Genomic DNA, 21767 nt, shown 5'->3' on the forward strand with positions numbered 1-21767 from the left:
TGACAATGTTGTCAGGTGCCTAACGAAATGAACGCCTCCGAGCTGGACGCTCCGGGCGTCTGGGCGAAGAAGTACTTCCTCGCCAGCCGGGCCCTCATGGAGTCCGTGCTGCGTCCCTACGATCTCGGGAACACCCAGTGGTACGTGCTGTACCGGCTGAGCGAGGGCCGGCCGGTCGGCCAGCGCATCCTCACCCGCGAACTCGAGGTCGAACGGGCGACCCTCAGCGCGGTCATCGCAGCGCTCGTCCGCAAAGGGCTGATCGAACAGGTGCCCGACCCGGCCGACCAGCGTCAGAAACAGCTGCACATCACGCCGGCCGGCGTGGACCTGTGGCACTCGCTCCCCGATCCGATGGCGTTGATCGCGGAAGTCGCCTTCGGCGGAGTCGACCCCGCGGACATCGAAACCATGAACCGCGTCCTCAGCGGCGCGACCAGACGACTCATCGACTACCGGAAGGAGCACGGATCATGACCGTTCTCGTGACCGGCGGAACGGGCCTCGTCGGCTCCCGCCTGCTCGGGCGACTCACCGCGGCGGGTGTCGAGTGCCGCGCCCTCGTCCGTCCCGGAAGAGACGTCCCCGAAGGCGTGCGGCGCGTCGAGGGTGACGTCCTCAGCCCCGACTCCCTGCCGGCGGCCGTGGATGGCGTCACCGCGATCATCCACCTGGCCGCCGTGTTCCGCACCCGCGACGACGACCAGATCTGGGCCGTCAACCGGGACGGCACCCGCAACCTGATCGCCGCCGTTCAGAAGCACGCGCCGGAGGCCCGGTTCCTGCTGGCCAGCACGTCCAACGTCTACGGCGCCGACAGCCCGCACCCCGGGCGTGAGGACGACCCCGTCGCGCCGACGCTCGCCTACCCCGCCAGCAAGATCGAAGCCGAGCAGCTGCTTCGTGCCAGCGGGCTCACCTGGGGCGTCCTGCGGCTTCCCTTCATCTACGGAGACCGGGACGGGCACCTCGAATCGTTGCCCGAACTCGCGGCCGGCATGGGGTGGCACCCGGCACAGAGACTGAGCGTCTGCCACCACGCCGACATCGCCACGGCGTTCGCACTGGCCCTCGCGGGCGCCTTCGACAACCGCACCGTCAACATCGCCGACGAGTCACCCCTGAGCATCTACGAGATGTCCCAGCTCGTCGGCTACTCCTACGGCTCCTCCGCCGAACTGCTCAGTCAGCCGTGGCGGGGGCAGATGGACATCAGCCTCGCCCGCAGCCTCGGCTTCACACCGACGATCAGCACCATCTACGAGGCTGTCCGCAGCGGCGCGCTCTGACCCGGCGCCAGCATAAACAAAGGATCGTTTGCGCAAACGTGTGTTTGCGGTAGCGTGAGGGCATGCAGTCCGATCCGGACCTCGATCTCGCCTTCGCCGCCCTCGGCGACCCGGTCCGCCGCGCCCTGGTGACCCGCCTCGCCCGGGGTGAGGCCACAGTGGGCGAGCTGGGTGAGCCGTTCGACCTGACGCCGCAGGCGATCTCCCACCACGTCGGCGTCCTGCGCCGGTGCGGCCTGGTCGAGCAGCGACGGGAGGGCACGCGGCGGCCGTGCCGGCTGCGCGTCGACCGGCTCGCCCGGATGAGCACGTGGATCGACGAGCAGCGTCGCGCCTGGGACGACCGCCTCGACGCGCTCGAGGAGCACCTCTCCGGTCCGGAGGCGACCCGGTGAGGGCCCGTACCGAACGCCACGGCGACGAACTGATCGCGCTGCGCCACCTGCCCGCCACGCCGGACCGGGTGTGGGCGGCCTTCACCTCACCGTCCGGCATCGCCGCGTTCTGGGGCGGCTCGCACGCCACGGTGCCGCCAGGCTCGGTGACCGTCGACCTGCGACCGGGCGGGGAGTTCGCGCTCGACACCCGCGCCCCGGACGGTCGGACCGGGCGTCTGCGGTTCGTCTATGTGTCCGTCGATGCGCCGCGTGAGCTGGTGTTCGACGAGCCGGTCACCGGCCTGCGCACCACAGTCACGCTGCGGCCCGCCGGAGACGGCACCGACCTCACCGTGCACCAGCGCAAGCTCCCGCCCGAGCTGCGCACCGATCAGGCGGCCGACGGGCTCGCCTCGATCCTCGACGCCCTCGCCGCGCACCTCCGACACCACGACGATGGAGACAGCAGTGACCCGAGCAACCCAGCGTGACCTGGTCGCCGAGTACTTCGACGGCTTCCGGGCGAGCGACCACGAGCGCATCCTCGCCACGCTCACCGACGACGTCGAGTGGGTCATCCACGGCCACCGCACCACCCGGGGCCGCGCGGAGTTCGACGGCGAGATCGAGAACCCGGCGTTCACCGGCAGCCCGCAGCTCGACGTCGAGCGTGTACACGAGGACGGACCGGTCGTCGTGGTCACCGGCGAGGGCCGGGGCGTCAGCGTCGAGCACGGGCCGTTCCGGTTCGCCTTCAACGACCTGTTCACGTTCCGGGACGGCCTCATCGCCCGCGTCGACTCCTACGTCGTACCGCTGGGGTCCGCCGGGTCGTGAGCGCGGCGGCCGCCGGGCCGGGTGAAGGCCCGCCGGTACGCCGACGGCGAGGTCCGCATCGCGGCGGTGAAGTGGTGCCGGAACGTCACGGCCGTCTCGAACCCGACGGTCGTGGCGACCTCCTCGATCGGCGCGGTGGTCGTCTCCAGCAGCGGCAGGCTGGCCTGGACGCGCCGGTCGATCAGCCACCGGATCGGGCTGGTGCCGGTGGCCCGCGCGAAGTGCCGCAGGTAGGTACGCGCCGACATGTGCGCCCGCCGCGCCAGCCGGTCGACGGTGATCGGGGTGTTCAGGTTCGCCAGCGCCCAGGACATGCTCGCCGCGAGCCGGTCGTCCTCCGGGTCGCCGGGCACCGGCGCCTCGATGAACTGCGCCTGGCCGCCCTCGCGGTGCGGCGGTACGACCAGCCGGCGGGCGACCGCGTTGGCGATCGTCGGGCCGTGGTCGCGGCGTACCAAGTGGACGCAGAGGTCGAGGCCGGCCGCGCTGCCGGCGCTGGTGAGGATGTTCCCGTCGTCGACGTAGAGCACGTCCGGGTCGACGCGTACCGCCGGGTGGCGGCGGGCGAGCAGGTCGGCGTACCGCCAGTGGGTGGTGGCGCGGCGACCGTCGAGCAGTCCCGCGCCGGCCAGGGCGAACGCGCCCGAGCAGATCGTCACGATGCGGGCGCCGCGCCGGTGTGCAGCGCGGAGCGCGTCGGTGAGCGCGGGCGACGGGTCGGCGTGCACGTCGGCGACGCCCGGCACGATCAGCGTGTCGGCGGCGGCGAACGCGTCGAGTCCGTGGCCGGTGTGCAGCGTGGCGCCGCCGACCAGCCGCACCGCGCCGGGGGTCTCCGCGCACACGGTCAGCTCGTACCAGGGGACGTCGAACTCCGGCCGGGGCAGGCCGAAGACCTCGGTGACGATGCCGGTCTCGAACACCGACATGCCCTCGTACGCCAGCACCGACACGGTGGAGCGGTTCATGGCGGGATCTTAGCGACAGGCGTCGCTCGCGCCACTGGAGCGGCCGGACGGCGGCCACCACGATGGGGTCATGCCGAACGTCCTGCGCATCCCCGCCGCCCGTCCCGCCGACGCCCTCGCCCACTTCGCGGCCCGGCTCTCGTTCGAGGCCGACGTCAGCGACGTGCACGCCGACCTGGAGGCGGGCGTACCGGGCCTGGTCGTGGTCGACTCCCGCTCCCTACCGGCATGGCGGCAGGGGCACATCCCCGGCGCGGTGCACCTGCCCACCGCGGAGATCGCCGCCCGGGCGGGCGAGCTGGTCCCGCCGGGCGCCACTGTGGTCACCTACTGCTGGGGGCCGGGCTGCAACGGGGCCACCCGCGCGGCGCTGGAGTTCGCCCGGCTCGGCCGCCCGGTCAAGGAGATGATCGGCGGGTACGAGTACTGGGTGCGGGAGGGTTTCCCGGTACGCACCGAGGCGGGGCTGGTCCGGCGGCCCGCCGACGACCTCACCGCCCCGGCCGGCGTCTCGTGCGGCTGCTGAGCCGTGTCGGTTCCGTACAAGACGGCAGGTGGTGGCCGTTCCTAGCATGGCCGCATGCGTGATCTTGTCTACACCGGATTCATGTCGCTCGACGGCGTGGTGGACTCCCCCGGCGGTGGTCCGGGCGAGGACCACCGCAGCGGCGGCTGGGTCGTCAAGGACGTCGAGTTCCTGCCGGAGGCGTTCTCGCTCAAGGGCGAGGAGTTGGCACAGACCACGGCGCTGATGTTCGGCCGCCGCAGCTACGAGGCGTTCGCGCCGACCTGGCGCGACTCCGAGGACCACGCCGCCTACCGGGACCTACCCAAGTACGTGGTGTCGTCCACCCTGCCCGACGACGCGCTGGTCGACGGCTGGGGGCCGACGACGGTCCTGCGCAGCACCGCCGACGTCGCCGCGCTCAAGCAGGGCGACGGCGGCGACATCTTCATCCACGGCAGCGCCGAACTCGCCCGCCGTCTCGCCGAGGCGGACCTGATCGAGCGGTACCACCTGCTCGTCTTCCCGGTGCTGCTCGGCGCCGGCAAAAGTCTGTTCACCCAGGCGGACCGGGACCGGCAGAAGCTGCGTCTGCGCGACAGCGCCGCCTACCCCAACGGCGTCGTCAAACTCATCTACGACGTGACCCGCTGAGCCGGGTCCAGCGCGATCGCGCCACCGGCGCCCGCGCGCAGCTCACCGGCCGTCCGCCCGACGTACCGGCGCAGCGCGCGGGCCAGGTGCGGTTCGTCCACGTACCCGAAGGTGGTGACCGCGTCGGCGGGCGGGCCGCCGGCGGCCAGCAGCACGGCGGCCCGGCGCGCGCGGTCGATCTGCCGCACCGCTCCCCGGGTCAGCCCGGTCGCCGCCCGGAACCGACGTTCGAGGGTACGCGGTGACGCCGGTGGACGGCCGCCGCGCAACGCCTCGGTGACGAGCGGGTCGCGGACCACCACCCCGGCGCGGACCAGCCGCTCCACAAGCGCCTCCGCGTCGTCCGGGCCGGGTGTCTCCCACCGGCCGCCGTCGAGGCGGAACGTGCGGCGGCCCGCGTCGGGCAGCTCGGCGCCGCCGTCCACAAGCGCGGGCGTGGGTACGAGCCGCAGCGAGGTGCCCACCGCGAACTCGATGCCGACGAAGCTCGCACCCTCGGGCACCGGCGCGGTGCCGGTAGCGGTCTCGGGGCCGGAGAGGGCCGCGTACGAGCGCCCGTCGCGCTGCCAGAACACCAGTCCCCAGCACGGCGTCGCCACCGAGGTCATCTCGTCGACCCGATCGCTGACGCAGGTCCACACGGTGTCGACCCAGGCCGAGTCGGACGAGCGTGTGGTGAACCGCAGCTCCACGGCAGGAGCATACGGCGATCGTCAGCGGGCGGGTGACTCGTCCCGGGCGGGGTAGCCGAGGATCTCCGCGAGGTCGCCGGCCGCCTTCGTGTACGCGGCGTAGATGTCGTCGTCGAAGTGGTTGCGCCAGTCGCCGGACGCGCCCTTGCGGTAGTGGGAGATCCGCCCCGGGGTCTCCTTCGACTTCTTCATCTTGGTGAAGCTGTAGCGAGCCAGCAGGGCCTCCAGCTCGGCCGGCGGCAGCGTGATCCCACAGTGCCGCATGAGCTGGTCGACCTCCTCGGTCTGCCGCTCGCCGGTCAGGTCCTCGTAGCGGAACAGCCGGAACGTCTCGTCGGCCGGCGCGACCGCCCAGGAGCGCATCTGCCCGAACTGCTTCTTGTCGCGCAGCCGGTCGATGACGTAGAGCATGCCCTCCTTCTTCGGCAGTTCCTGGAGGGCCTTGCGCGCCTGGGGGATGTCGCCCATCGGGGCGTGCGAGTTGCGCAGCGAGAAGTAGCTCGACACGACCACGTCGCGCGGGTCGCGGATCACGAAGAACGCGCGGTAGCTGCCGGCCTTGGGCACTGCCTCGAACCGCTTGTGGGAGAGAAAGATCGCCAGGCCCACGCGGCCGGCCGGCACCGGTGCGGTCGCCCCGCCAGCGTAGAAGCGCGGGTCGTACGGCAGCAGCCCGCAGTGGCGGTAGACGGCCGGGTCGCTGAACAGCGCCTTGATCCACTGGCTGCCGGTCTTGCGGACGGTGCAGTGGAAGATGTTGGCGAACTCGCTCCGTGCCACCACCGGAACGGTGAGTCGCATACGGGCGTTGCGCGCTTCCATCTGCGCCCGCCGGGCCTTGACGCGCAGAGAATTCGGCGAATTGTGCTTGGCGAATTCGACGGCCCGATTAATCATTTCCCAACCTCACCCGGGCCCCGCGGAGCAGGGGCAGCACGAACACCTTTCCGCACGTCACGCAGGTGAAGTCCGCAGACCTCGCCTGCTCCGCCCCGCGCCCCGACGCGCCGCTAGGAATATCCCCGACGGTCCGATTAATGTCAATCCCGGTCAGCTGGGAGAACGCTGAAAATCTACAATTTCCATAGGAATTGCGGAATAGTGCGGCGGGGCAGCAGCGCACGCTCGTGCACCGGCACAATGAGCGCCGTGCTCACCCCCACCCGCGATCTGCTGACCGCACTCGACCCGCTGTCCCACCGTGACCGGGCGCGGCGCCTCGTGGCGTGGGCACGCACCGCACCCGACCGTGCGCAGGTCTGCGCCGACCTGCGCCGGCACGGCAGCTACGAGCGGCGACTCGCGCTGCTCGCCGCGCTGGCCACCCGGGACACCGCGGCCGTCCTGGCCGCGACGTTCGATCCGGAGCCGTCGATCGCCGCCACCGCGCTGACCGCCGCCGTGCGGGCCGGCGTGACGCCCGCCGACCTGACCGACCGGCCGGCGGAGGCGCGGCGGCGCGTCTACCGGGCGCTGCGCCGCCGGCCGTCACCGGCCGTCGCCGACGCACTGATCATCGGGGTACGCGAGCGGTTCGGTGACCACGAGGCCGCCGCGTTGCTGCCCGCCTGCGGCCCCGAGACGGTACGGACCTGGCTGCCCGACCTGGAGCACGCGCTGAACCCGGAACGGCTGATGCGGACGCACTCCGACATCGTGCTGGCGCGCACCGGTGAACGGCTCGCCTCGGCCCCGCCCGAGAGGCGCGGGCGGCTCTGGGCGGAGGTCGCCGCAGCGGTGCTGCACGGCGATCCGGCGCGGGCACTGGACCTGCTCGACGCGTACGCGCCCGAGGAGTCGCTGCCCGGCCCGCTCGTCGCTTACGGGCGGCTCGCCACACACGACGCGCGCCGGGTCGTACGCCTGCTCGTCTCCCCGGCCCGCGCGGCCTGGCTGGCCCGGACCGCGCTGCCCCGGGCGCTGCTGCGCCGCCTCGCCGCGCTGCCCACGGACGAGCTGATCCCGCTCGCCGCCCGGCTGCGGGAGCGCGACCGGGCGCTCGCCGGTTTGCTGCACGCCGTCGCGCCGAGCCGCCGCGCGGAGCTGTACGACGGCGCGCTGGCCGACACCGACACCACCGCGCTGCTGCCCGGCACCGCGGTGATGGAGGTGCTGCCGGCCCCGGTGCGGGCGCGCGAGGCGGCCCGGGTGCTGACCCTGCCTGCGGTCCGCGAGCGGGAGGAGCAGGTGCGGTTCTGGAGCGCGTACCTGCCGTGGCCGCAGGCGTCCGCGTCGGCGAGCGCGGCGCTGCGCTCGGGCGACGCGGAGGAGCGCGCGGACGGCTGGCGACTGCTGGTGGCCGCGGCGCGCCGCTCCCGCGACCCGCGCACGGTGGCCCAGGTGGTGGTCCGGCTCGGCCGGCTGCGCAACGAGCAGGATCCGGTACGCGCGGCCGCGCTCACCGCGCTGGCCGGCGTGGCGCCGCTGCTCACCGCCACGAGCGCGGGCGGACTGACCGGGCTCACCACCGACGCGGTGGACGCGCGGGACACCTCGGCGACCACCACCACCGCGTTGAGCCGGCTCGCCGTCGACGTCCTCACGCTCCACGTGGACGTGCCGGAGCTGGCCGAGTGGGCACTGCTCACGATCGACGCGGTGAGCAGCGACGCGAACGTACCGGTGCTGCGCCGCCTCGACACGGTGCTGCGGCACGGCCAGGAGGCTGTGGTGTTCGACCGGCTGCGCGGCCGGATCGAGGCCGGTATGGCACGCGCCCGGTACGGGCTGCTGTTCGCGCTCACCCACGCGCTCGGCCGGCGGGCCTGGCGCCTGCCGGAACTGCAGGACCTGCTGCGCCGGGCGATCGGGCCGGACACCCTGCCCCCGGTGGCCCACACGGCGACCAGGCTGTGGCTCGCCGATCCGCGTACCCGCTCGCAGCGCGTCGCCGAGGTGCTCGACGTCGACGCCTCGGCGGTGGCGCTCCACGAGGTGTGGACGATCGTCTGCACCTCCCGCACCGACCTGCTCGACCGGGTGCTGGACCGCGCCCCGCGCGGCCGGTTCGTGGAGAAGGGAAAGCGGTGGGTGCCCGGCCCGGCCCCGCACGCCCAGCGGTGGCTCCCCCGCCACCAGGACCGGTTCGTCGCGCTGCAGGCCCGCGTCATCGCCGACTCCGGTCACCGGGTGTGGCAGCGGGCGGCGGCGATCCGGGCCGCAGCCGGGGCCGGCCCGGCCGGGCGCGAACTGGTGCTGCGCCACGTCGACGCGTCCGAGGTGCCAGTCGCCGAGGCGGCGCTGGGTGCGCTGGTCTGGACCGATCGGCCGGACGAGGCGTTCCCGGTGCTGCTGCGGTACGCCGACGGCGACCGGGCACGCGTCGCGCTGTACGCCGCCGGACGGGCCGCCCGGTACGTTCCGCCGGCCCGCCTGACCGAACTGCTGGGCGGGGTGCTGACCGGCGCCGCGAAGGTCACCAGCCGCAAGGAGGCCGCACGGCTGCTGGCCCGCTACGCGCGGGTGGACGCGATGGCGACGCTCGGCGAGGCGTACGCCGATCCGGGCACGCACCGCGACGTGCGCGCGGCGATCGTCTCCGCCGCCCGGCAGCGGCTGGGACCCGAGGCGACCTGGGCCGTGCTGCGCGCGGCGGTGCACGCCAGCCGGGAGGAGCGGCGCGCGGTGCTCGGCGCGTACCCGTCGGGGATCTCGGAGCGGCACCGCCGCAGCTACGCCGGCCTGGTCGTGGCGGCGTGCCGTGCCGACGACCGGGAGGTCCGCCGCGCCGCGTTCGACGCGCTCGGCGAGTGGTCGCAGTGGCTGACCGGCGTCACCGACCTGGTCGTGGACCGGCTCACCGACCCGGACGAGACGACGCCGAGCATCGGGGTGGCGAACCTGCTGCGAGCCGGTGGGGACGAGGCCTTCCGGGCCGCGCTGGAGCGGCTGGTCCAGCGGGACGCGACCGACGACGACCCGGGCGGCCCGGTGACCGACCGGCCCGCCCGGCGGCGCGTCGAGTCGCTCGCCGAGGGCGCGGCCCTGTGGTCCGACAGCCGCCCCGCGGGCGCCGACCGGGCCGGGCTGGTCGAGGCCGCGCGGTGGCTCGCCGGCCGGGACGGCTTCCTGGGTACGGCCACCGGCCTGCTCGTCGACCTCGGGCGGCTCGACGACCTGGACGAGGTCGCCGCGCTCTGCGCGGACCGGCCCGTGGTCGCTGTCCGTACCGCGCAACGCGTCGGTGATCGTCTGCTCACGATGCGGCGGCGGCCCGACCCGGCGGCCCTGGCCGGCACCGTCGCCCACCTCGCCGGGCGCGGAGACCTGGCCGGTGGGCTGTTCGCGGTGGCGCTCGTCGCGCGCGGGTCGGAGTTCGGCTGGAAGACGCCGTGGCGGGACCTGCTGATCGGGTTGCGCCGCCATCCGGACGCCGACGTGCGGGAGGCGGCGTACACGCTCGACATGAGCTGACCAGGCCGGACGCCGTCCTATGCTCGAGGCGTGACGCTTCAGCGGATGGACCACGTCAGCGTCGTGGTGGACGACCTGCCGGCCGCGATCGCCTTCTTCACCGAACTCGGGATGGAGGTGGAGGGCGAGATGCCGGTCGAGGGGCAGTGGGTGGACCGGGTCAACGGCATCGACGGCGTCCGGGTCGACATCGCGATGATGCGGACGCCCGACGGCCACGGCAAGCTCGAACTGACGCGGTTTCGGGCACCGGCGCTCGTCGCCGCCGAACCGGCGGGCGCGCCGCCGAACACGCTGGGCCTGCGGTCGGTCATGTTCGCCGTGGACGACGTCGACGACACGGTGGCCCGCCTGCGGGCCCACGGCGGCGAGCTGATCGGTGAGGTGGCGGACTACGGGGACGTCTACCGCCTCTGCTACCTGCGTGGCCCGGCGGGCGTCATCGTGGCGCTGGCCCAGCAGCTGAGCTGACGGCTACCCGGCGTCCACGGCCGCCAGCACCGTCATCGCCTCGCGTTCGCGCACAGCCAGGTCGGCCAGGACCGCCGACGCGCGGGTCAGGTGGGCCGCGTCGCCGGTCCGCCCGGCGTCGGCGATGTGGTCGGCGACGGCGGTCCACAGTGGCGCGATGTCGGCGTACATCAGCTGTGCCCGGCGCAGGTGGGCGTCGCCGGTGACGGTGGCGGCCTCGGCGAGGAAGTCCCGGTACAGGGCGCGGAACAGTGCGCCGCCGGTGCCGCCGCGTTCCATCAGCGTCGCGGCGAGCGGAAGGCCCCGGGCCGGGTCGGCGGCGCGGTCCAGCCAGCGGGTGACCCGGCCGGCGGCGGTGGCGATCCCCCGGTGGCCGAGGTTGGCGATCGGCGGGTCGAGGAACGCCCCGGCGTTGGCGCGTACCGCCGCGCGTACGGCGGCGGCCAGGTCTGGCGGGGCGCCGGGCGCGGTGAGCGTGTACGACAGGTGGCGCGCGGTCATCGGTCCACGCGCGGCGCGGGCCCGGGCGAGGCTGTCCAACGTGGTGGTCACCGCGCCGCCCTGCTGGGCGGTGTCGACCAGGTGGGCGTGGGTGTCGTCGTAGCCGTACATCGCGACGGTGTGCCCGCCGAAGTGGACCTTGGTGGTGAAGTAGTCCAGGTGGTACGAGTCCAGTTGCAGGCCGACCGGCTGTCCGGCGTCCAGCGCCTCGGTGACGTTCCGCCACGCCCTGGCCGCCGACGTCGTCTCCCGGACGCGCAGGTCCAGGCCCAGGTGGCCGGCGGCGGCCCGGGTCACGCACAGCGGCTTGGTGCGCCCGCCGAGGAACGGCACGTCCATGCCTTTGGCGTCCCAGTAGACGAAGCCGAGCCCCTCGCCGAGGCCGAACAGCATCGGCTCGGACAGGCTCAGGCCGGCGTGCCGGGTCAGCACGCCGAGCGTGGTGGTCTCGCAGTGCACCCCGCCGGTCGGCGTCACGTCGTCGAGGATCACGACGGCTCCTGTACGCCGGGCATCCGGCGGGCCACCCCGGCGAGCAGGTCGGCGGCCTGGACGCGGGGGTCGTCGCGCGAATCGGTCATCACCAGCCCGGCCAGCGGTGACGGGCCGGGCGGATCACCGGCGGCCAGTGCCGTCTGGAGGCGGCGCAGCCGGTCCTCGGTGAGCGCGCTCTGCTCGTCGTGGATCACCAGCACCCGCCGCCGGCCGCCGCTCCAGTGCAGGACGGTCTCGGCCAGCGCCGGCAGCAGCGGCTCCAGCGGCGGCGGGATCGTCCGGTCGCCCGCGTACAACCGGGCCTGCACGGCTGCCACCCGGGCCGGGTCGAGCGCGTCGAGGACCGCGCCTGCCTGCGCGTCGCCGACGTGGCGCCGCAACGCGTCCCGCGCGGCGAAGAACCGGTCGACGCTCCGGTCGTCCGCCCGGTCCCGCCGCTTGGTGCGCAGCATCTCGACCACGGCGGCGAGGAAGCCCGCCCAGTCCGGCCCGGCCGCCCGCCCGGCCCGGTGCAGCGCCGCCGCGGCCGGACGCCGGTCACCGGCGAGGCGGGTGCCCGCCGCGTACGACGGCTCGGCCAGCAGCAGGTCGACGACCCGGGTGGCGAGGAAGAACTCCTTGTCGACCAGGTGCACGTGCGCCCGGCCGCGCAGCGCCGACAGGAACCAGCCCACCGCCTCGGCGGCTTCCCGGCGGCGCAGGAACTGCCGGGACTTGACCTCGTCGGGCGAGAACCGGAACCCGGACCGCAGCGTGCGGATCAGCTCGGCGGCCTCGTCGCGGCTCAGGTCGACGCTGGCGTGGACGATCACCGGGGTTGCCGGGTCGAGCAGGTTGGTGCCGGAGAAGCCGGACTCGTCGCAGGCGATCTCCCGCACCGCGCCGGTCAGCGCCGCGCCGGGTGGCAGCCCGCCCTGCAGCGGCAGCCTCGCACCCGTCGATCCGGCCATGCCGACCATGCTCGCCCACCCGGGCCGCGACGGACCAGCGGTTAAGCCGGATCGGGTCGGGCGGCGGGTCGTGGACCTCATTCCACCGGCCGGTAGATCGCGGTCAGGCGCGGCAGCCGGGCGCGCATCTGCTCGTCGTCGTCGAAGTCGAAGTCCTCACCGGCCGGGTCGGCCGGCTGGGCGGGAGCGGCGCGGTCGGCGGCGTCGAGCGCCTCCCAGAACGCGTCGGTGCCGGCGCCGGTCGCCTCGGCGTACGCGTCGCCCGCCGCGCTCAGCACCGCCTCGCAGTCGAGCGCGTCGTCGTCCGGGTCGACGCCGGCGTCGGCGAGGGAGTCGGGATCGGCGACGGCCCGCTCCCAGACCGCCCGCCCCTGCGCCACCAGCCAGCCGCGGAAGTAGTCGAACCCGTCGTCCGAGCAGCCGCCGCGCATCAGGTAGGCGGCCGTCCACAGATCCCAGCGCCACCCCTCGGACGTAACGTCGTCGTACGCCTGCTCGAAGCCCACTATCGTCGCCGGACTCAGCGCCGACAGCTCCGCGACCAGGTGCCGGGCCACGACGTCGGCCCCTCGGCGGTGACCGTCTCGCGTCCCGCGGCGCGACGCGCCCGCTCCACGATGTCCCAGAACGTCTCCCGATCCACGGCGGGACCGTACGCCGCCCCACCGACAAGCTGTCAGCGGCCGTGTCAGCGCCGTGTCAGGGCGGTGGCGGTACGGCCGCCCATGGTGGTCGCATGACGAGTTCAGCGATAGCGGTCTCCGGGCTGCGCAAGGCGTACAAGGACCGGGTGGTGCTCGACGGCATCGACCTGGACGTCCCCGCCGGGACGATCTTCTCCCTGCTCGGCCCGAACGGGGCCGGCAAGACGACGACGGTGAACATCCTGACCACGCTGATCCGCGCCGACGCCGGATCGGTGCGGGTCGCCGGGCACGACGTGGCCACCGAGGCCAGGGCGGTCCGCGCGGCGATCGGCGTGACCGGGCAGTTCGCGGCGGTGGACGAACTGCTCACCGGGCGGGAGAACCTGCAACTCATGGTCGACCTCGGCCCCCGCAACCGGGTGACCGGCAAGCGCGTCGTCGCCGAGCTGCTGGAACGGTTCGACCTGGTCGAGGCCGCCGACAAGCTGGTGTCGGCGTACTCCGGGGGCATGCGCCGCAAGCTGGACCTGGCGATGACGCTGGTCGGCGAGCCGCGGATCATCTTCCTGGACGAGCCGACGACCGGGCTGGACCCGCGCAGCCGGCGCACCATGTGGTCGATCATCAGGGAACTGGTGGCCGGCGGCGTGACGGTCTTCCTCACCACCCAGTACCTCGACGAGGCCGACCGCCTCGCCGACCGGATCGCGGTGCTCGACCAGGGCCGGCTGGTCGCCCAGGGCACGTCGGAGGAGCTGAAGCGCCGGATCCCCGGCACGCACGTGCGGTTGCGGTTCGGCACCGGCGCCGAACTCGACGCGGCGGCGCTGGTGCTGCCGGAGGCGGTACGCGACGAGGAGGCACTTGCTCTGCGCGTGCCCACCGACGGCGGGACCGCGGCGCTGCGCGCCCTGCTCGACCGGCTCGACGCGCACGCGATCAGCGCCGGCGACCTGTCCGTGCAGACCCCCGACCTCGACGACGTCTTCCTGGCCCTGACGGGCCGCGCCCCGGAGGTGGCCGCGAAATGAGCAGAAACCACTCGGTCGTCATGCTGCGCCGCAACCTGACGCACCTGCGCCGCAACCCCACGTCGGTGTTCAACGCCGTGCTGATGCCGATCATCGTGATGCTGATGTTCGTGTACATGCTCGGCGATGCGTTCTCCGTCGGCGTCGACTACGTCGACTACGCGACGCCGGGCCTGATGCTGCTGGCGGTCTGCTACGGCCTCGGCGGCACCGCGACGTCGGTGAACTCCGACATGACGAAGGGCATCATCAACCGGTTCAAGGTCATGCACGTCTCCCGGGGCGCGGTGCTGACCGGGCACGTCGTCGCCACCGTGCTGACGAACGTCCTCGCGGTGTCGGCCCTGGTCGGGGTGGCGTTCCTGCTCGGCTTCCGCCCGCCCGCCGAGCCCCTGCACTGGCTCGGCGTGGCCGGCGTGGTGGTGCTGCTCAGCGTCGCGGTCAGCTGGTTCACAGTCGCGCTGGGCCTGTTCGCCAAGTCGCCGGAGTCGGCGGGCATGGCCTCCGTGCCGCTGGTCCTGCTGCCGTTCTTCAGCAGCGCGATCGTGCCCGCCGACAAGATGGGGCCGGGACTGCGGCAGTTCGCCGAGTACCAGCCGTTCACGCCGATCATCGAGACCCTGCGCGGCCTGCTCGAAGGTGCGCCGTCGGCCGGCGACGTGATCCCCGCGCTCGCCTGGTGCGCCGGCATCGCGGTGGTCGGCTACCTGTGGGCGCGGTCCACGTTCACGAAGCGAGCGTGACCTCGACCAGCCGCTCCCAGCCGGTCTCCCGGCCCGCTGCGACCGCCTCGGCGAACCCCGCGTCGCCGAGGCGGTCGCGCGCTGCCGCCTCGATCCGGGGCACGTCGGGGTGGGCGCGGTCGAGCAGCCCGCGTACCGCGGTGGCGGCCCCGAGCAGCCGCGCCGCCTGGTCCGGCCGGTCGAGCCGCACCGCCAGGTCCGCGACGCCGACGAGCACCTGCGCGGTCAGGGGCGCGTAGCCACCCTCGCGCGCCGCCCGGCACGCCGCCGCCCGATGGGTACGGGACTGCTCGACGTCGTCGGTCAGGTAGCCCAGCAGATCCTCGATGCCGGCCCGGACGCCCGCCAGGTTCGCCTCGTCGCCGAGCAGCGCCGACACGGACCGCAGTTGTGCGTACGCCTCGTCCGCGTCACCGTCGTGCCGGGCCAGGTACGCCTTCGTCAGCGCCAGCTCGGCCAGCGCGCCCGGCCAGGCGACCCCTGCGGCGAGCCGCTGCGCCTCGGCCAGCGCGGCGGCGCTCGCCGCCTCGTCGCCGTCCAGCCGGTACAGCCACGCCAGCCGCGCCCGTGTCCGGATCACGTCCTCGACGGCACCGACCTCGGTCACCGCCGCGACGGCCTGTTCGTAGTAGTCGCAGGCGGCGGCGACGTCACCGCGTACGGCGGTCAGCTCGGCCAGCTCGCTGAGCGCGAACGAGATCCCGAAGCGTTCCCCGATCGCCCGGAACTCGGCGAGCGCCTGCCGCAGGCACGCCTCCGCCTCCGCCGCCTCGATGCCGAGGATGACGCGCAGCTTGCCCAGGTGCAGCCGGGCCAGCGCGCGTACCCACGGGTCGGTGTGGTCGAGCAGCGACTCCCAGGCGGGCAGCAGCGCGTCCGGCTCCCGCAGCATCCGTTCCATCGGCACGACCAGGGCCAGCTCCGGGTGCCCGCCGCGACCCTCCCCGCTCAACCGGTACGCCCGGTGGATCCACTCGGCCGCGTGCTGTGCGTCGCCCGGCCCGGAGGTGAGGAAGACCACCACCAGCCCGTACACCACGGCGCGGATGTGGTCGGGCACGTCGCCGGGCGTCTCGGTGGCCGCGACGATCAGTTCCATGCCCTCGGTCCGGTGGCCGCCGAGCCACCAGTACCAGCCGGCGCCGGCTGCGAGCCGCATCGCCTCGCGTCCCTCGCCCGCGGCGAGCGCGCCGCGCATCGCGGCGGTGATGTTGTCGTGCTCGGCTTCGAGCCGGGCGAGCCAGGTGAGCTGGTCGGCGCGGCGCAGCCGCGGCTCGGCGGCCTCGGCCAGCGCGGTGAAGTACGCCAGGTGCGCGTGGCGCGCGGTGTGCGTCTCCCCCGCCTCGGCGAGCCGCTGCGCGGCGTACTCCTTGATGGTGCCGAGCATGCGGTAGCGCGGCGCGACGTCGCCGGCGGCGACCAGCAGCGACTTCTCGGTGAGTGTGGTGAGCAGGTCGAGCACGTCGCCCGGCTCGACGGCACCGCCGGCGCAGACCCGCTCGGCCGCGTCCAGGCCCGCCCCGCCAGAGAACACCGACAGCCGGCGCAGCACCGCGCGTTCGGCGTCGGTGAGCAGTTCCCAGCTCCAGTCGACCATGGCGCGCAGCGTCCGGTGCCGGGGCAGGGCGGTCCGGCTGCCGCCGGTGAGCAGCCGGAACCGGTCGTCGAGCCGGGTGGCGAGCTGGTCGACGGACATGGTGCGCAGCCGCGCCGCGGCCAGCTCGATGGCCAGCGGCATGCCGTCGAGCGCGCGGCAGATCCGCGCCATGGTCGCCGACGTGTGTTCGTCGAACGCCAGGTCGCGGCGGACGGCCGCGGCCCGGTCCCGCAGCAGGCGAACGGCGGGCGACGACTCGACCTCGGCGACCGGGGCGTCGCCGCCGGGTAGGCCCAGCGGCGCGACCGGCCACAGCGCCTCCCCGGTGATGCCGAGTGGCTCCCGGCTGGTGGCCAGGATCCGCAGCCGCCGGCACTCGCCGAGCAGCCGGTGCGCCAGCGTCGCCGCCGCCTCGACGACGTGTTCGCAGTTGTCCAGGATCAGCAGCATCGCCCGGTCCCGGATCGCCGCGACCAGCCGGTCGACCGGTTCCGCGCTGCCCGCGTCGCCGAGCAGCGCGTCGCGCAGGCCGAGCCCGGAGATCGTCGTCTGCACCACGTCCCCGTCGGCGCTGATCGCGGCGAACTCCACCAGCCACACCCCGTCCCGCAGGTCTCCGGTCATCCGGCGGCCGGTCTCGGTGGCCAGCCGGGTCTTGCCGGAGCCACCCGGACCGGTGAGCGTGGTGAGCCGGTGTTCGGCCACCAGCGCGCCGACGGCGGCGAGGTCGGCGTCCCGGCCGACGAAGCTGGTCAGCTCGGCGCGCAGGTTGGTCCGGCGGGTGTCGTCGCGGCGTGCCGTCTCGCCGCGCAGCAGGGCGACGTGCAGCGCCGACAGCTCCGGCGACGGATCAGCGCCAAGGGCGTCGGCGAGCGCGTCGGCGGTGCGCTGGTAGACCATCAGCGCCTCGGTGTCCCGGCCGGCCGCGACCAGCGCGCGCATCAGCGCCATGGCGAGCCGCTCACGCACCGGATGGGCGGCCACCAGGTCGGTCAGCTCCGGGACGAGGTCGGCCTCCCGGCCGAGCCCGATCTCCGCGTCGTACCGGTCCTCGGTCGCGGTCAGGCGCAGCCGTTCCAGCCGGGTGGCCGCCGCGTCGAGCGCCGGGCTGTCGGGCAGGCCGATGTCGCGCAGCGCGTCGCCGCGCCACAGGCCCAGCGCCTCGCGCAGCAGCCGTACCCGCTGCGGCCCGTCGCCGTCGCGGGCCCGGCCGACAAGACGTTCGAACCGTACGGCGTCGACGGTGTCGGGCTCGACGGCGAGGCGGTAGCCGTCGGGCAGCCCGTCGACGGCGCCCGCCGGCAGCGCCTTGCGCAGCCGGGAGACGAGGCGTTGCAGCGCGTTCGAGGCGTCGGCGGGCGGCTGCTCGCCCCAGATCCAGTCGACGAGCGTCGCCTTCGGGACCACCCGGCCGGGCTGGAGTGCGAGGGCGGCCAGCAGCCCACGCAGCCGCGCGCCCGGCACGTCGGCCGGTAGGCCGCCGTGCGTGGTGACCTGGAACGGCCCGAGCAACCCGATCTGCACCCGCCGATCCTGCCACGCCCTGCGATTCGATCCGGTCCGCCGGGCGCGGGGGTCAGGTGGCCAGGCGCAGATGCCGGCGCTGCCGCAGCCGCACCGCGGCGGCCACCACGACCAGCACCGTGAGCGCGACAGCGAAGACCAGCCCGTGGGTCAGGCCCCGGGTGAGGTAGCCGCCGTCGGTGTGGTCGACGGCGTACGTGGCGAGCTCGCGGCTGAACCAGAACGGCAGCGCCCGGGTGGCGCTGCCCGCCGGGTCCATCACCATCTGGAGACCGACCACCGTCAGCAGCACCAGCGTGCCCTCCAGCTCGCGCGGCAGCACGGCGCTCAGCAGCAGACCGAACGGCACCGACACGAACACGGTCAGCACCATGATCAGCGCGATCGCGCCGTACCGGACGTCGCGCTGGTCGGCCAGGACGAGCAGGAAGTACGGCGTGGACAGCAGCACGCCGACGGTCCAGAGCGCGAGCAGCCGGCCGAGCACCAGATGCCGGCTGCCGTAGCCGGAGAGCCGCAGGCGGGGTTCCATGCCCCGCGCCGCGCTGCCCGCGAACAGCGCGGCGGTGCTGAGCGCCCAGGCCAGGCCGAGACAGACGAAGCGGATCGACTGCCCGAGAAAGTCGCCGCGGCGGCTCAGGTAGAAGGCCAGCGGCATCAGCAGCAGGATGACCAGCACGGTACGGCGGCGCAGCAGCTCGCGCAGGGCGGCCTCGGCCACCACGAGGGTCCGGCTCATGCGTTCCGCTCCCCGGAAAGGTCGAGCACGACGTCGACGCGGTCGAGCTGGTTGAGCAGGTGGGTGACGACCACGACGGCCTTGCCGGCGTCGCGCCACCGCCACACCTCGTGCCAGAAGTCGAGGTAGGTGCCCCTGTCGAACCCCTGGTAGGGCTCGTCGAGCAGCAGCACGTCCGGCTCGCCGAGCCGGGCCAGCACCAGGTTGAGCTTCTGCCGCGTGCCGCCGGAGAGGTGCCGCGCCTGGGTGCGCCGCGGCGGCGTCCACTCCAGGCCGGCCGCCTCCGCGCGCCCGGCCCGCCGCGCCGCCGTCCGGCCCAGCCCTCGGCCGGCGCCGATCAGCACGAAGTGCTCGTCGGGACTGAGGAACTCGGCGGTGCCGCCGTCCTGCGGGCAGTAGCCGAGCGTGCCGTGCACGTCGACGGTCCCCGCGTCCGGGCTCAGCAGGCCGGCGCAGATCCGCAGGAACGTGCTCTTGCCGGCGCCGTTGGCGCCGACCACCGCCGCGATCTCGCCCGCCCGGACGGTGAGGTCGACCCGATCCAGGACGGTCCGCCCCCGGTAGCGCTTCGTGATGCCCTGCGCGGCGAGCCGCACCGGTCCGGGCTGGCGGCGCGGCGGACGCACGTCGGGGCCGCCGAGGCTGTCGACCACCGCCTGGGCGTACGTCTGCGGCGCGCCGAAGACCCGCAGCGGCGGTTCCCCGCTGTCGAGCAGGTGGGTGGCCGCCTCGGCGACGACGTGACCGGTCAGGTCGGGCCCCACCCCGTGCCGGCGCAGCTCGCCGGTGAGGGCGGCGAGCCAGAGGTCGTGGTTCACCGCTTCGGCTCCTCGCTCAGTATCGTGCCGACGCTCGACGCGAAGGCGCTCCAGTCGTTCGCGGCCGCCCGCAACGCCGCGCTGCCCTCCGGGCTGATCCGGTAGTACTTACGCGCGGGGCCGGTCCCGCCCTCCCGCCAGTGCGCGGTGAGCAGGCCGGAGCGCTGCAACCGCAGCAGCACCGGGTACAGGGTGCCGCCCTGTACCGCGCCCAGCCCGTGGGCGCGCAGCGCCTGGGACAGCTCGTACCCGTAGGACTCGCCCCGGCTCAGCAGCGCGAGCACGCAGAGGTCGAGCACTCCGCGCAGCCACTGCGCCCGCCGTTCCTGGTTCATCCCGCTCCTGACGCGACGTTCACCGGACGACGGTAGCGCCGCCATCTAGGTAGCGCAACCACCTAGTACGGGCATCCCCGCGCGACGGATCCTGATAAGTTGCGCGCTCGCACGGGTTCGACGGGGGAATGCGCATGTCCGACACGGGGGCCGGATCGGATCAGGGAGCGGCGCGGGACGCAGAACTACCCGCAGTGGTGGCGTGGTCGGCCGCGCCGTACGGGCCGTACCCTCCGCCCGGTCCGCCGTCGACCGGCCGCAACCGGGGTCTGGTCATTGCCGTCGCGGTGCTGAGCGTGCTGCTGCTGGTGGCGTGCTCGGGCCTGATCGGCGGTGCGTTCCTGCTGGGTTCCTCGCCGCGCGAGGCCTCCGAACCGGAGCCGGCCGCGCCGCCGGTGGCGCCCTGGCGGTCGTCCGGCGCGACACCTGCGCCCGGTACGACGGCGAGCGTGGAGCCCTCGACGCGCGGGCCGCAGCCCAGCGACTTCCCGGCGGCGCAGATCTCCGACCTGAACGACGTGTGCGACGGCGTCCTCTACTTCCCGCAGTCGCCGAAGCGCGCCGGGGCGGCGCCGCACCCGGTGGCGCTGCTCGTCGGCACCGACATGGGCACGGACCGCCGCCACGACCGGGTCTACTACTACGACGAGGGCCTGTCGAAGCGGGTGGAACGGACCTGGGCGTCGGAGGACCCGAAGACCGTGCAGATGGTCGCCTGCCTGGACCGGACGAGCACCGGCGCGACGATCCGCAAGTGCCGCTACGACGACCCGAAGCCGGACACGCTGACGCTGCTGAAGGCCACCTACCGCCTGCGGGTCTACGAGGTGGCGACCGGCCGCAGGCTGCTGGACAAGACCATGGGCGGGGACGACCAGCAGTGCCCGTTCGTCGTCCTCTACGGACCGGACAAGAAGATCTACGCCGAGGTGAGCCACCGGTCGCTGCTCTCGGCGCTGCGCAACCTGGTCAAGCGGTAGGCGCGTGCCCGGCCCGGATCGTCCGATCACGGGCCGGGCACCACGGTCAGCGGAAGGCCGCGTGACCGGTGAGCGTCTGCCCGATGATGAGCTGGTGCACCTCGGAGGTGCCCTCGTAGGTGAGCACCGACTCCAGGTTGTTCGCGTGCCGCATCACCGGGTAGTCGAGGGTGATGCCGGCCGCGCCGAGGATCGTCCGGCACTCGCGGGCGATGGCGATGGCCTCCCGCACGCTGTTGAGCTTGCCCAGGCTGATCTGCCGGTGGTCCAGCGTGCCGGCGTCCTTGAGGGTGCCGATCTGCATCGCCAGCAGCATCCCCTTGCCCAGTTCCAGGGCCATGTCGGCGAGCTTGAGCTGGGTGGCCTGGTACGCGGCGAGCGGCTTGTCGAAGATCTGCCGGCTGCGGGCGTACGCGACTGTGGTCTGCAGGCAGTCGTGCGCGGCGCCGAGCGCGCCGAAGACGATGCCGTAGCGGGCCTCGTTGAGGCACGACAGCGGCCCGGACAGGCCGGCCGCCTCCGGCAGCATCGCGTCGGCCGGCAGCCGCACGCCGTCGAGGACGAGTTCGGAGGTCACCGAGGCGCGCAGGGAGAGCTTGCGGGTGATCTCCGGTGCGGTGAACCCGGGCGTGCCGGCCGGGACGACGAAGCCCCGGATGCCCTCGTCGGTACGCGCCCACACGACGGCGACGTCGGCCACCGAGCCGTTGGTGATCCACATCTTGGTGCCGTCGAGTACCCAGTCGGCGCCGTCGCGGCGGGCCCGGGTACGCATGCCGGCCGGGTCCGAGCCGAAGTCCGGCTCGGTCAGCCCGAAGCAGCCGATCGCCTCACCGGCGGCCATCCGGGGCAGCCACTCGCGCTTCTGCTCCTCGGAGCCGAAGCGCCAGATCGCGTACATGGCCAGCGACCCCTGCACCGAGACCAGGGACCGCAGGCCCGAGTCGCCCGCCTCCAGCTCGAAGCAGGCCAGGCCGTACGCGACGGCCGAGGTGCCGGCGCAGCCGTAGCCCTCCAGGTGCATCCCGAGCACGCCGAGCTCACCGAGTTCCCGGGCCAGTTCCCGCACCGGCAGCCGGCCCGCCTCGTACCAGGCGGCGACCTCCGGCCGGATCCGCCGGTCCACGAAGCCACGCACGGCGGCCTGGAGTTCCCGGGTGTCGTCGTCGACGAGCGTGTCCACACCGAAGTAGTCGAGGGC

The 21767-nt window shown here is 73.9% G+C and carries 23 protein-coding genes; 12 read left to right on the forward strand and 11 right to left on the reverse strand.

Annotation, left to right across the window (positions count from 1 at the left end; all coding sequences use genetic code 11):
- The first annotated feature begins 27 nt into the window (after positions 1-27).
- From O7607_RS03090 to O7607_RS03110, 5 genes are all read left to right on the forward strand, one after another.
- On the forward strand, positions 28-477 hold the full coding sequence (locus tag O7607_RS03090) for a MarR family winged helix-turn-helix transcriptional regulator (RefSeq protein ID WP_269700854.1): 450 nt from the start codon (positions 28-30) through the stop codon (positions 475-477).
- Positions 474-1289, forward strand: coding sequence for an NAD-dependent epimerase/dehydratase family protein (locus tag O7607_RS03095; RefSeq protein ID WP_269700855.1), 816 nt, complete (start codon positions 474-476; stop codon positions 1287-1289). Before O7607_RS03090 ends, O7607_RS03095 begins: the two co-directional genes overlap by 4 nt.
- A gap of 62 nt (positions 1290-1351) precedes the next feature.
- On the forward strand, positions 1352-1684 hold the full coding sequence (locus O7607_RS03100) for an ArsR/SmtB family transcription factor (protein WP_269700857.1): 333 nt from the start codon (positions 1352-1354) through the stop codon (positions 1682-1684).
- Positions 1681-2157 carry an SRPBCC family protein gene (locus O7607_RS03105; protein WP_269700858.1) on the forward strand — a complete coding sequence of 159 codons (477 nt, stop codon included), beginning with the start codon at positions 1681-1683 and terminating at the stop codon, positions 2155-2157. Before O7607_RS03100 ends, O7607_RS03105 begins: the two co-directional genes overlap by 4 nt.
- Positions 2135-2503 (forward strand): nuclear transport factor 2 family protein, encoded by a 369-nt coding sequence (locus O7607_RS03110; protein WP_269700860.1) that lies wholly within the window; start codon positions 2135-2137, stop codon positions 2501-2503. Before O7607_RS03105 ends, O7607_RS03110 begins: the two co-directional genes overlap by 23 nt.
- On the opposite strand, the gene ftrA is transcribed toward O7607_RS03110, so the two are convergent.
- Positions 2470-3471: a transcriptional regulator FtrA gene (ftrA, locus tag O7607_RS03115; RefSeq protein ID WP_269700862.1), complete on the reverse strand. Its 1002-nt coding sequence runs from the start codon at positions 3469-3471 to the stop codon at positions 2470-2472. The genes O7607_RS03110 and ftrA overlap by 34 nt on opposite strands.
- Positions 3472-3541: 70 nt before the next feature.
- Here ftrA and O7607_RS03120 point away from each other — a divergent pair, with 70 nt between their 5' ends.
- Complete coding sequence (locus O7607_RS03120) at positions 3542-3997, forward strand: rhodanese-like domain-containing protein (protein ID WP_269700864.1); 456 nt, start codon at positions 3542-3544, stop codon at positions 3995-3997.
- Positions 3998-4051: 54 nt separating this feature from the next.
- Positions 4052-4630, forward strand: a complete 579-nt coding sequence (locus O7607_RS03125; RefSeq protein WP_269700866.1) for a dihydrofolate reductase family protein — start codon at positions 4052-4054, stop codon at positions 4628-4630.
- Here the strand turns inward: O7607_RS03125 and O7607_RS03130 are convergent.
- A complete protein-coding gene (locus O7607_RS03130; RefSeq protein WP_269700868.1) occupies positions 4612-5322 on the reverse strand; it encodes a helix-turn-helix domain-containing protein in 711 nt (236 codons plus the stop codon). The genes O7607_RS03125 and O7607_RS03130 overlap by 19 nt on opposite strands.
- A gap of 21 nt (positions 5323-5343) precedes the next feature.
- Positions 5344-6219: a sulfotransferase domain-containing protein gene (locus O7607_RS03135; RefSeq protein WP_269700870.1), complete on the reverse strand. Its 876-nt coding sequence runs from the start codon at positions 6217-6219 to the stop codon at positions 5344-5346.
- Positions 6220-6462: 243 nt separating this feature from the next.
- Between O7607_RS03135 and O7607_RS03140 the strand changes: the two genes are divergently transcribed.
- Complete coding sequence (locus tag O7607_RS03140) at positions 6463-9735, forward strand: hypothetical protein (RefSeq protein WP_269700872.1); 3273 nt, start codon at positions 6463-6465, stop codon at positions 9733-9735.
- Between the two features lie 45 nt (positions 9736-9780).
- Positions 9781-10206, forward strand: a complete 426-nt coding sequence (locus tag O7607_RS03145) for a VOC family protein (protein WP_269706879.1) — start codon at positions 9781-9783, stop codon at positions 10204-10206.
- A 3-nt stretch (positions 10207-10209) separates the two neighbouring features.
- Here the strand turns inward: O7607_RS03145 and O7607_RS03150 are convergent, their stop codons facing one another.
- The 3 genes from O7607_RS03150 to O7607_RS03160 form a co-directional block, all read right to left on the reverse strand.
- Positions 10210-11199: a BtrH N-terminal domain-containing protein gene (locus tag O7607_RS03150; RefSeq protein WP_269700874.1), complete on the reverse strand. Its 990-nt coding sequence runs from the start codon at positions 11197-11199 to the stop codon at positions 10210-10212.
- Complete coding sequence (locus O7607_RS03155) at positions 11196-12152, reverse strand: DUF3800 domain-containing protein (protein ID WP_269700875.1); 957 nt, start codon at positions 12150-12152, stop codon at positions 11196-11198. Before O7607_RS03155 ends, O7607_RS03150 begins: the two co-directional genes overlap by 4 nt.
- A 77-nt stretch (positions 12153-12229) precedes the next feature.
- Positions 12230-12709, reverse strand: coding sequence for a DUF4240 domain-containing protein (locus O7607_RS03160; RefSeq protein ID WP_269700877.1), 480 nt, complete (start codon positions 12707-12709; stop codon positions 12230-12232).
- 179 nt (positions 12710-12888) lie between these two features.
- Between O7607_RS03160 and O7607_RS03165 the strand changes: the two genes are divergently transcribed.
- A complete protein-coding gene (locus tag O7607_RS03165) occupies positions 12889-13830 on the forward strand; it encodes an ATP-binding cassette domain-containing protein (protein WP_269700879.1) in 942 nt (313 codons plus the stop codon).
- Entirely contained in the window at positions 13827-14573 is a 747-nt protein-coding gene (locus tag O7607_RS03170; protein WP_269700880.1) for an ABC transporter permease, read from the forward strand. Before O7607_RS03165 ends, O7607_RS03170 begins: the two co-directional genes overlap by 4 nt.
- Here the strand turns inward: O7607_RS03170 and O7607_RS03175 are convergent.
- Genes O7607_RS03175 through O7607_RS03190 form a run of 4 tightly spaced genes read right to left on the reverse strand, consistent with a single transcriptional unit; the run spans position 14557 to position 19586 of the window.
- Entirely contained in the window at positions 14557-17694 is a 3138-nt protein-coding gene (locus O7607_RS03175; protein ID WP_269700882.1) for a BTAD domain-containing putative transcriptional regulator, read from the reverse strand. The genes O7607_RS03170 and O7607_RS03175 overlap by 17 nt on opposite strands.
- Before the next feature lie 52 nt (positions 17695-17746).
- Entirely contained in the window at positions 17747-18433 is a 687-nt protein-coding gene (locus tag O7607_RS03180) for a hypothetical protein (RefSeq protein ID WP_269700883.1), read from the reverse strand.
- Positions 18430-19251, reverse strand: a complete 822-nt coding sequence (locus tag O7607_RS03185; protein ID WP_269700884.1) for an ATP-binding cassette domain-containing protein — start codon at positions 19249-19251, stop codon at positions 18430-18432. Before O7607_RS03185 ends, O7607_RS03180 begins: the two co-directional genes overlap by 4 nt.
- Positions 19248-19586, reverse strand: a complete 339-nt coding sequence (locus O7607_RS03190; protein ID WP_174533405.1) for a PadR family transcriptional regulator — start codon at positions 19584-19586, stop codon at positions 19248-19250. The genes O7607_RS03185 and O7607_RS03190 overlap by 4 nt, the downstream gene beginning before the upstream one ends.
- Positions 19587-19720: 134 nt before the next feature.
- On the opposite strand from O7607_RS03190, the gene O7607_RS03195 reads away from it, so the two are divergent.
- Positions 19721-20566: a hypothetical protein gene (locus tag O7607_RS03195; protein WP_269700885.1), complete on the forward strand. Its 846-nt coding sequence runs from the start codon at positions 19721-19723 to the stop codon at positions 20564-20566.
- A 46-nt stretch (positions 20567-20612) separates the two neighbouring features.
- Here O7607_RS03195 and O7607_RS03200 read toward each other — a convergent pair whose 3' ends face one another.
- Positions 20613-21749: an acyl-CoA dehydrogenase family protein gene (locus tag O7607_RS03200; protein ID WP_442929515.1), complete on the reverse strand. Its 1137-nt coding sequence runs from the start codon at positions 21747-21749 to the stop codon at positions 20613-20615.
- Between the last annotated feature and the right edge of the window lie 18 nt (positions 21750-21767).

It is taken from the genome of Micromonospora sp. WMMA1949, from assembly GCF_027460145.1.
In the GTDB taxonomy this organism is placed as follows: Bacteria; Actinomycetota; Actinomycetes; order Mycobacteriales; family Micromonosporaceae; genus Micromonospora.

Excerpts from the sequence above, each read along its gene's own strand:
- O7607_RS03125 (WP_269700866.1), top strand. The coding sequence starts at position 4,052 with ATGCGTGATCTTGTCTACACCGGATTCATGTCGCTCGACGGCGTGGTG.
- O7607_RS03145 (WP_269706879.1), top strand. The coding sequence starts at position 9,781 with ATGGACCACGTCAGCGTCGTGGTGGACGACCTGCCGGCCGCGATCGCC.
- O7607_RS03100 (WP_269700857.1), top strand. The coding sequence starts at position 1,352 with ATGCAGTCCGATCCGGACCTCGATCTCGCCTTCGCCGCCCTCGGCGAC.
- O7607_RS03180 (WP_269700883.1), bottom strand. The coding sequence starts at position 18,433 with ATGAGCCGGACCCTCGTGGTGGCCGAGGCCGCCCTGCGCGAGCTGCTG.
- O7607_RS03195 (WP_269700885.1), top strand. The coding sequence starts at position 19,721 with ATGTCCGACACGGGGGCCGGATCGGATCAGGGAGCGGCGCGGGACGCA.
- O7607_RS03170 (WP_269700880.1), top strand. The coding sequence starts at position 13,827 with ATGAGCAGAAACCACTCGGTCGTCATGCTGCGCCGCAACCTGACGCAC.
- O7607_RS03090 (WP_269700854.1), top strand. The coding sequence starts at position 28 with ATGAACGCCTCCGAGCTGGACGCTCCGGGCGTCTGGGCGAAGAAGTAC.
- O7607_RS03135 (WP_269700870.1), bottom strand. The coding sequence starts at position 6,219 with ATGATTAATCGGGCCGTCGAATTCGCCAAGCACAATTCGCCGAATTCT.
- O7607_RS03190 (WP_174533405.1), bottom strand. The coding sequence starts at position 19,586 with ATGAACCAGGAACGGCGGGCGCAGTGGCTGCGCGGAGTGCTCGACCTC.
- O7607_RS03155 (WP_269700875.1), bottom strand. The coding sequence starts at position 12,152 with ATGGCCGGATCGACGGGTGCGAGGCTGCCGCTGCAGGGCGGGCTGCCA.
- O7607_RS03165 (WP_269700879.1), top strand. The coding sequence starts at position 12,889 with ATGACGAGTTCAGCGATAGCGGTCTCCGGGCTGCGCAAGGCGTACAAG.
- ftrA (WP_269700862.1), bottom strand. The coding sequence starts at position 3,471 with ATGAACCGCTCCACCGTGTCGGTGCTGGCGTACGAGGGCATGTCGGTG.
- O7607_RS03095 (WP_269700855.1), top strand. The coding sequence starts at position 474 with ATGACCGTTCTCGTGACCGGCGGAACGGGCCTCGTCGGCTCCCGCCTG.
- O7607_RS03120 (WP_269700864.1), top strand. The coding sequence starts at position 3,542 with ATGCCGAACGTCCTGCGCATCCCCGCCGCCCGTCCCGCCGACGCCCTC.
- O7607_RS03140 (WP_269700872.1), top strand. The coding sequence starts at position 6,463 with ATGAGCGCCGTGCTCACCCCCACCCGCGATCTGCTGACCGCACTCGAC.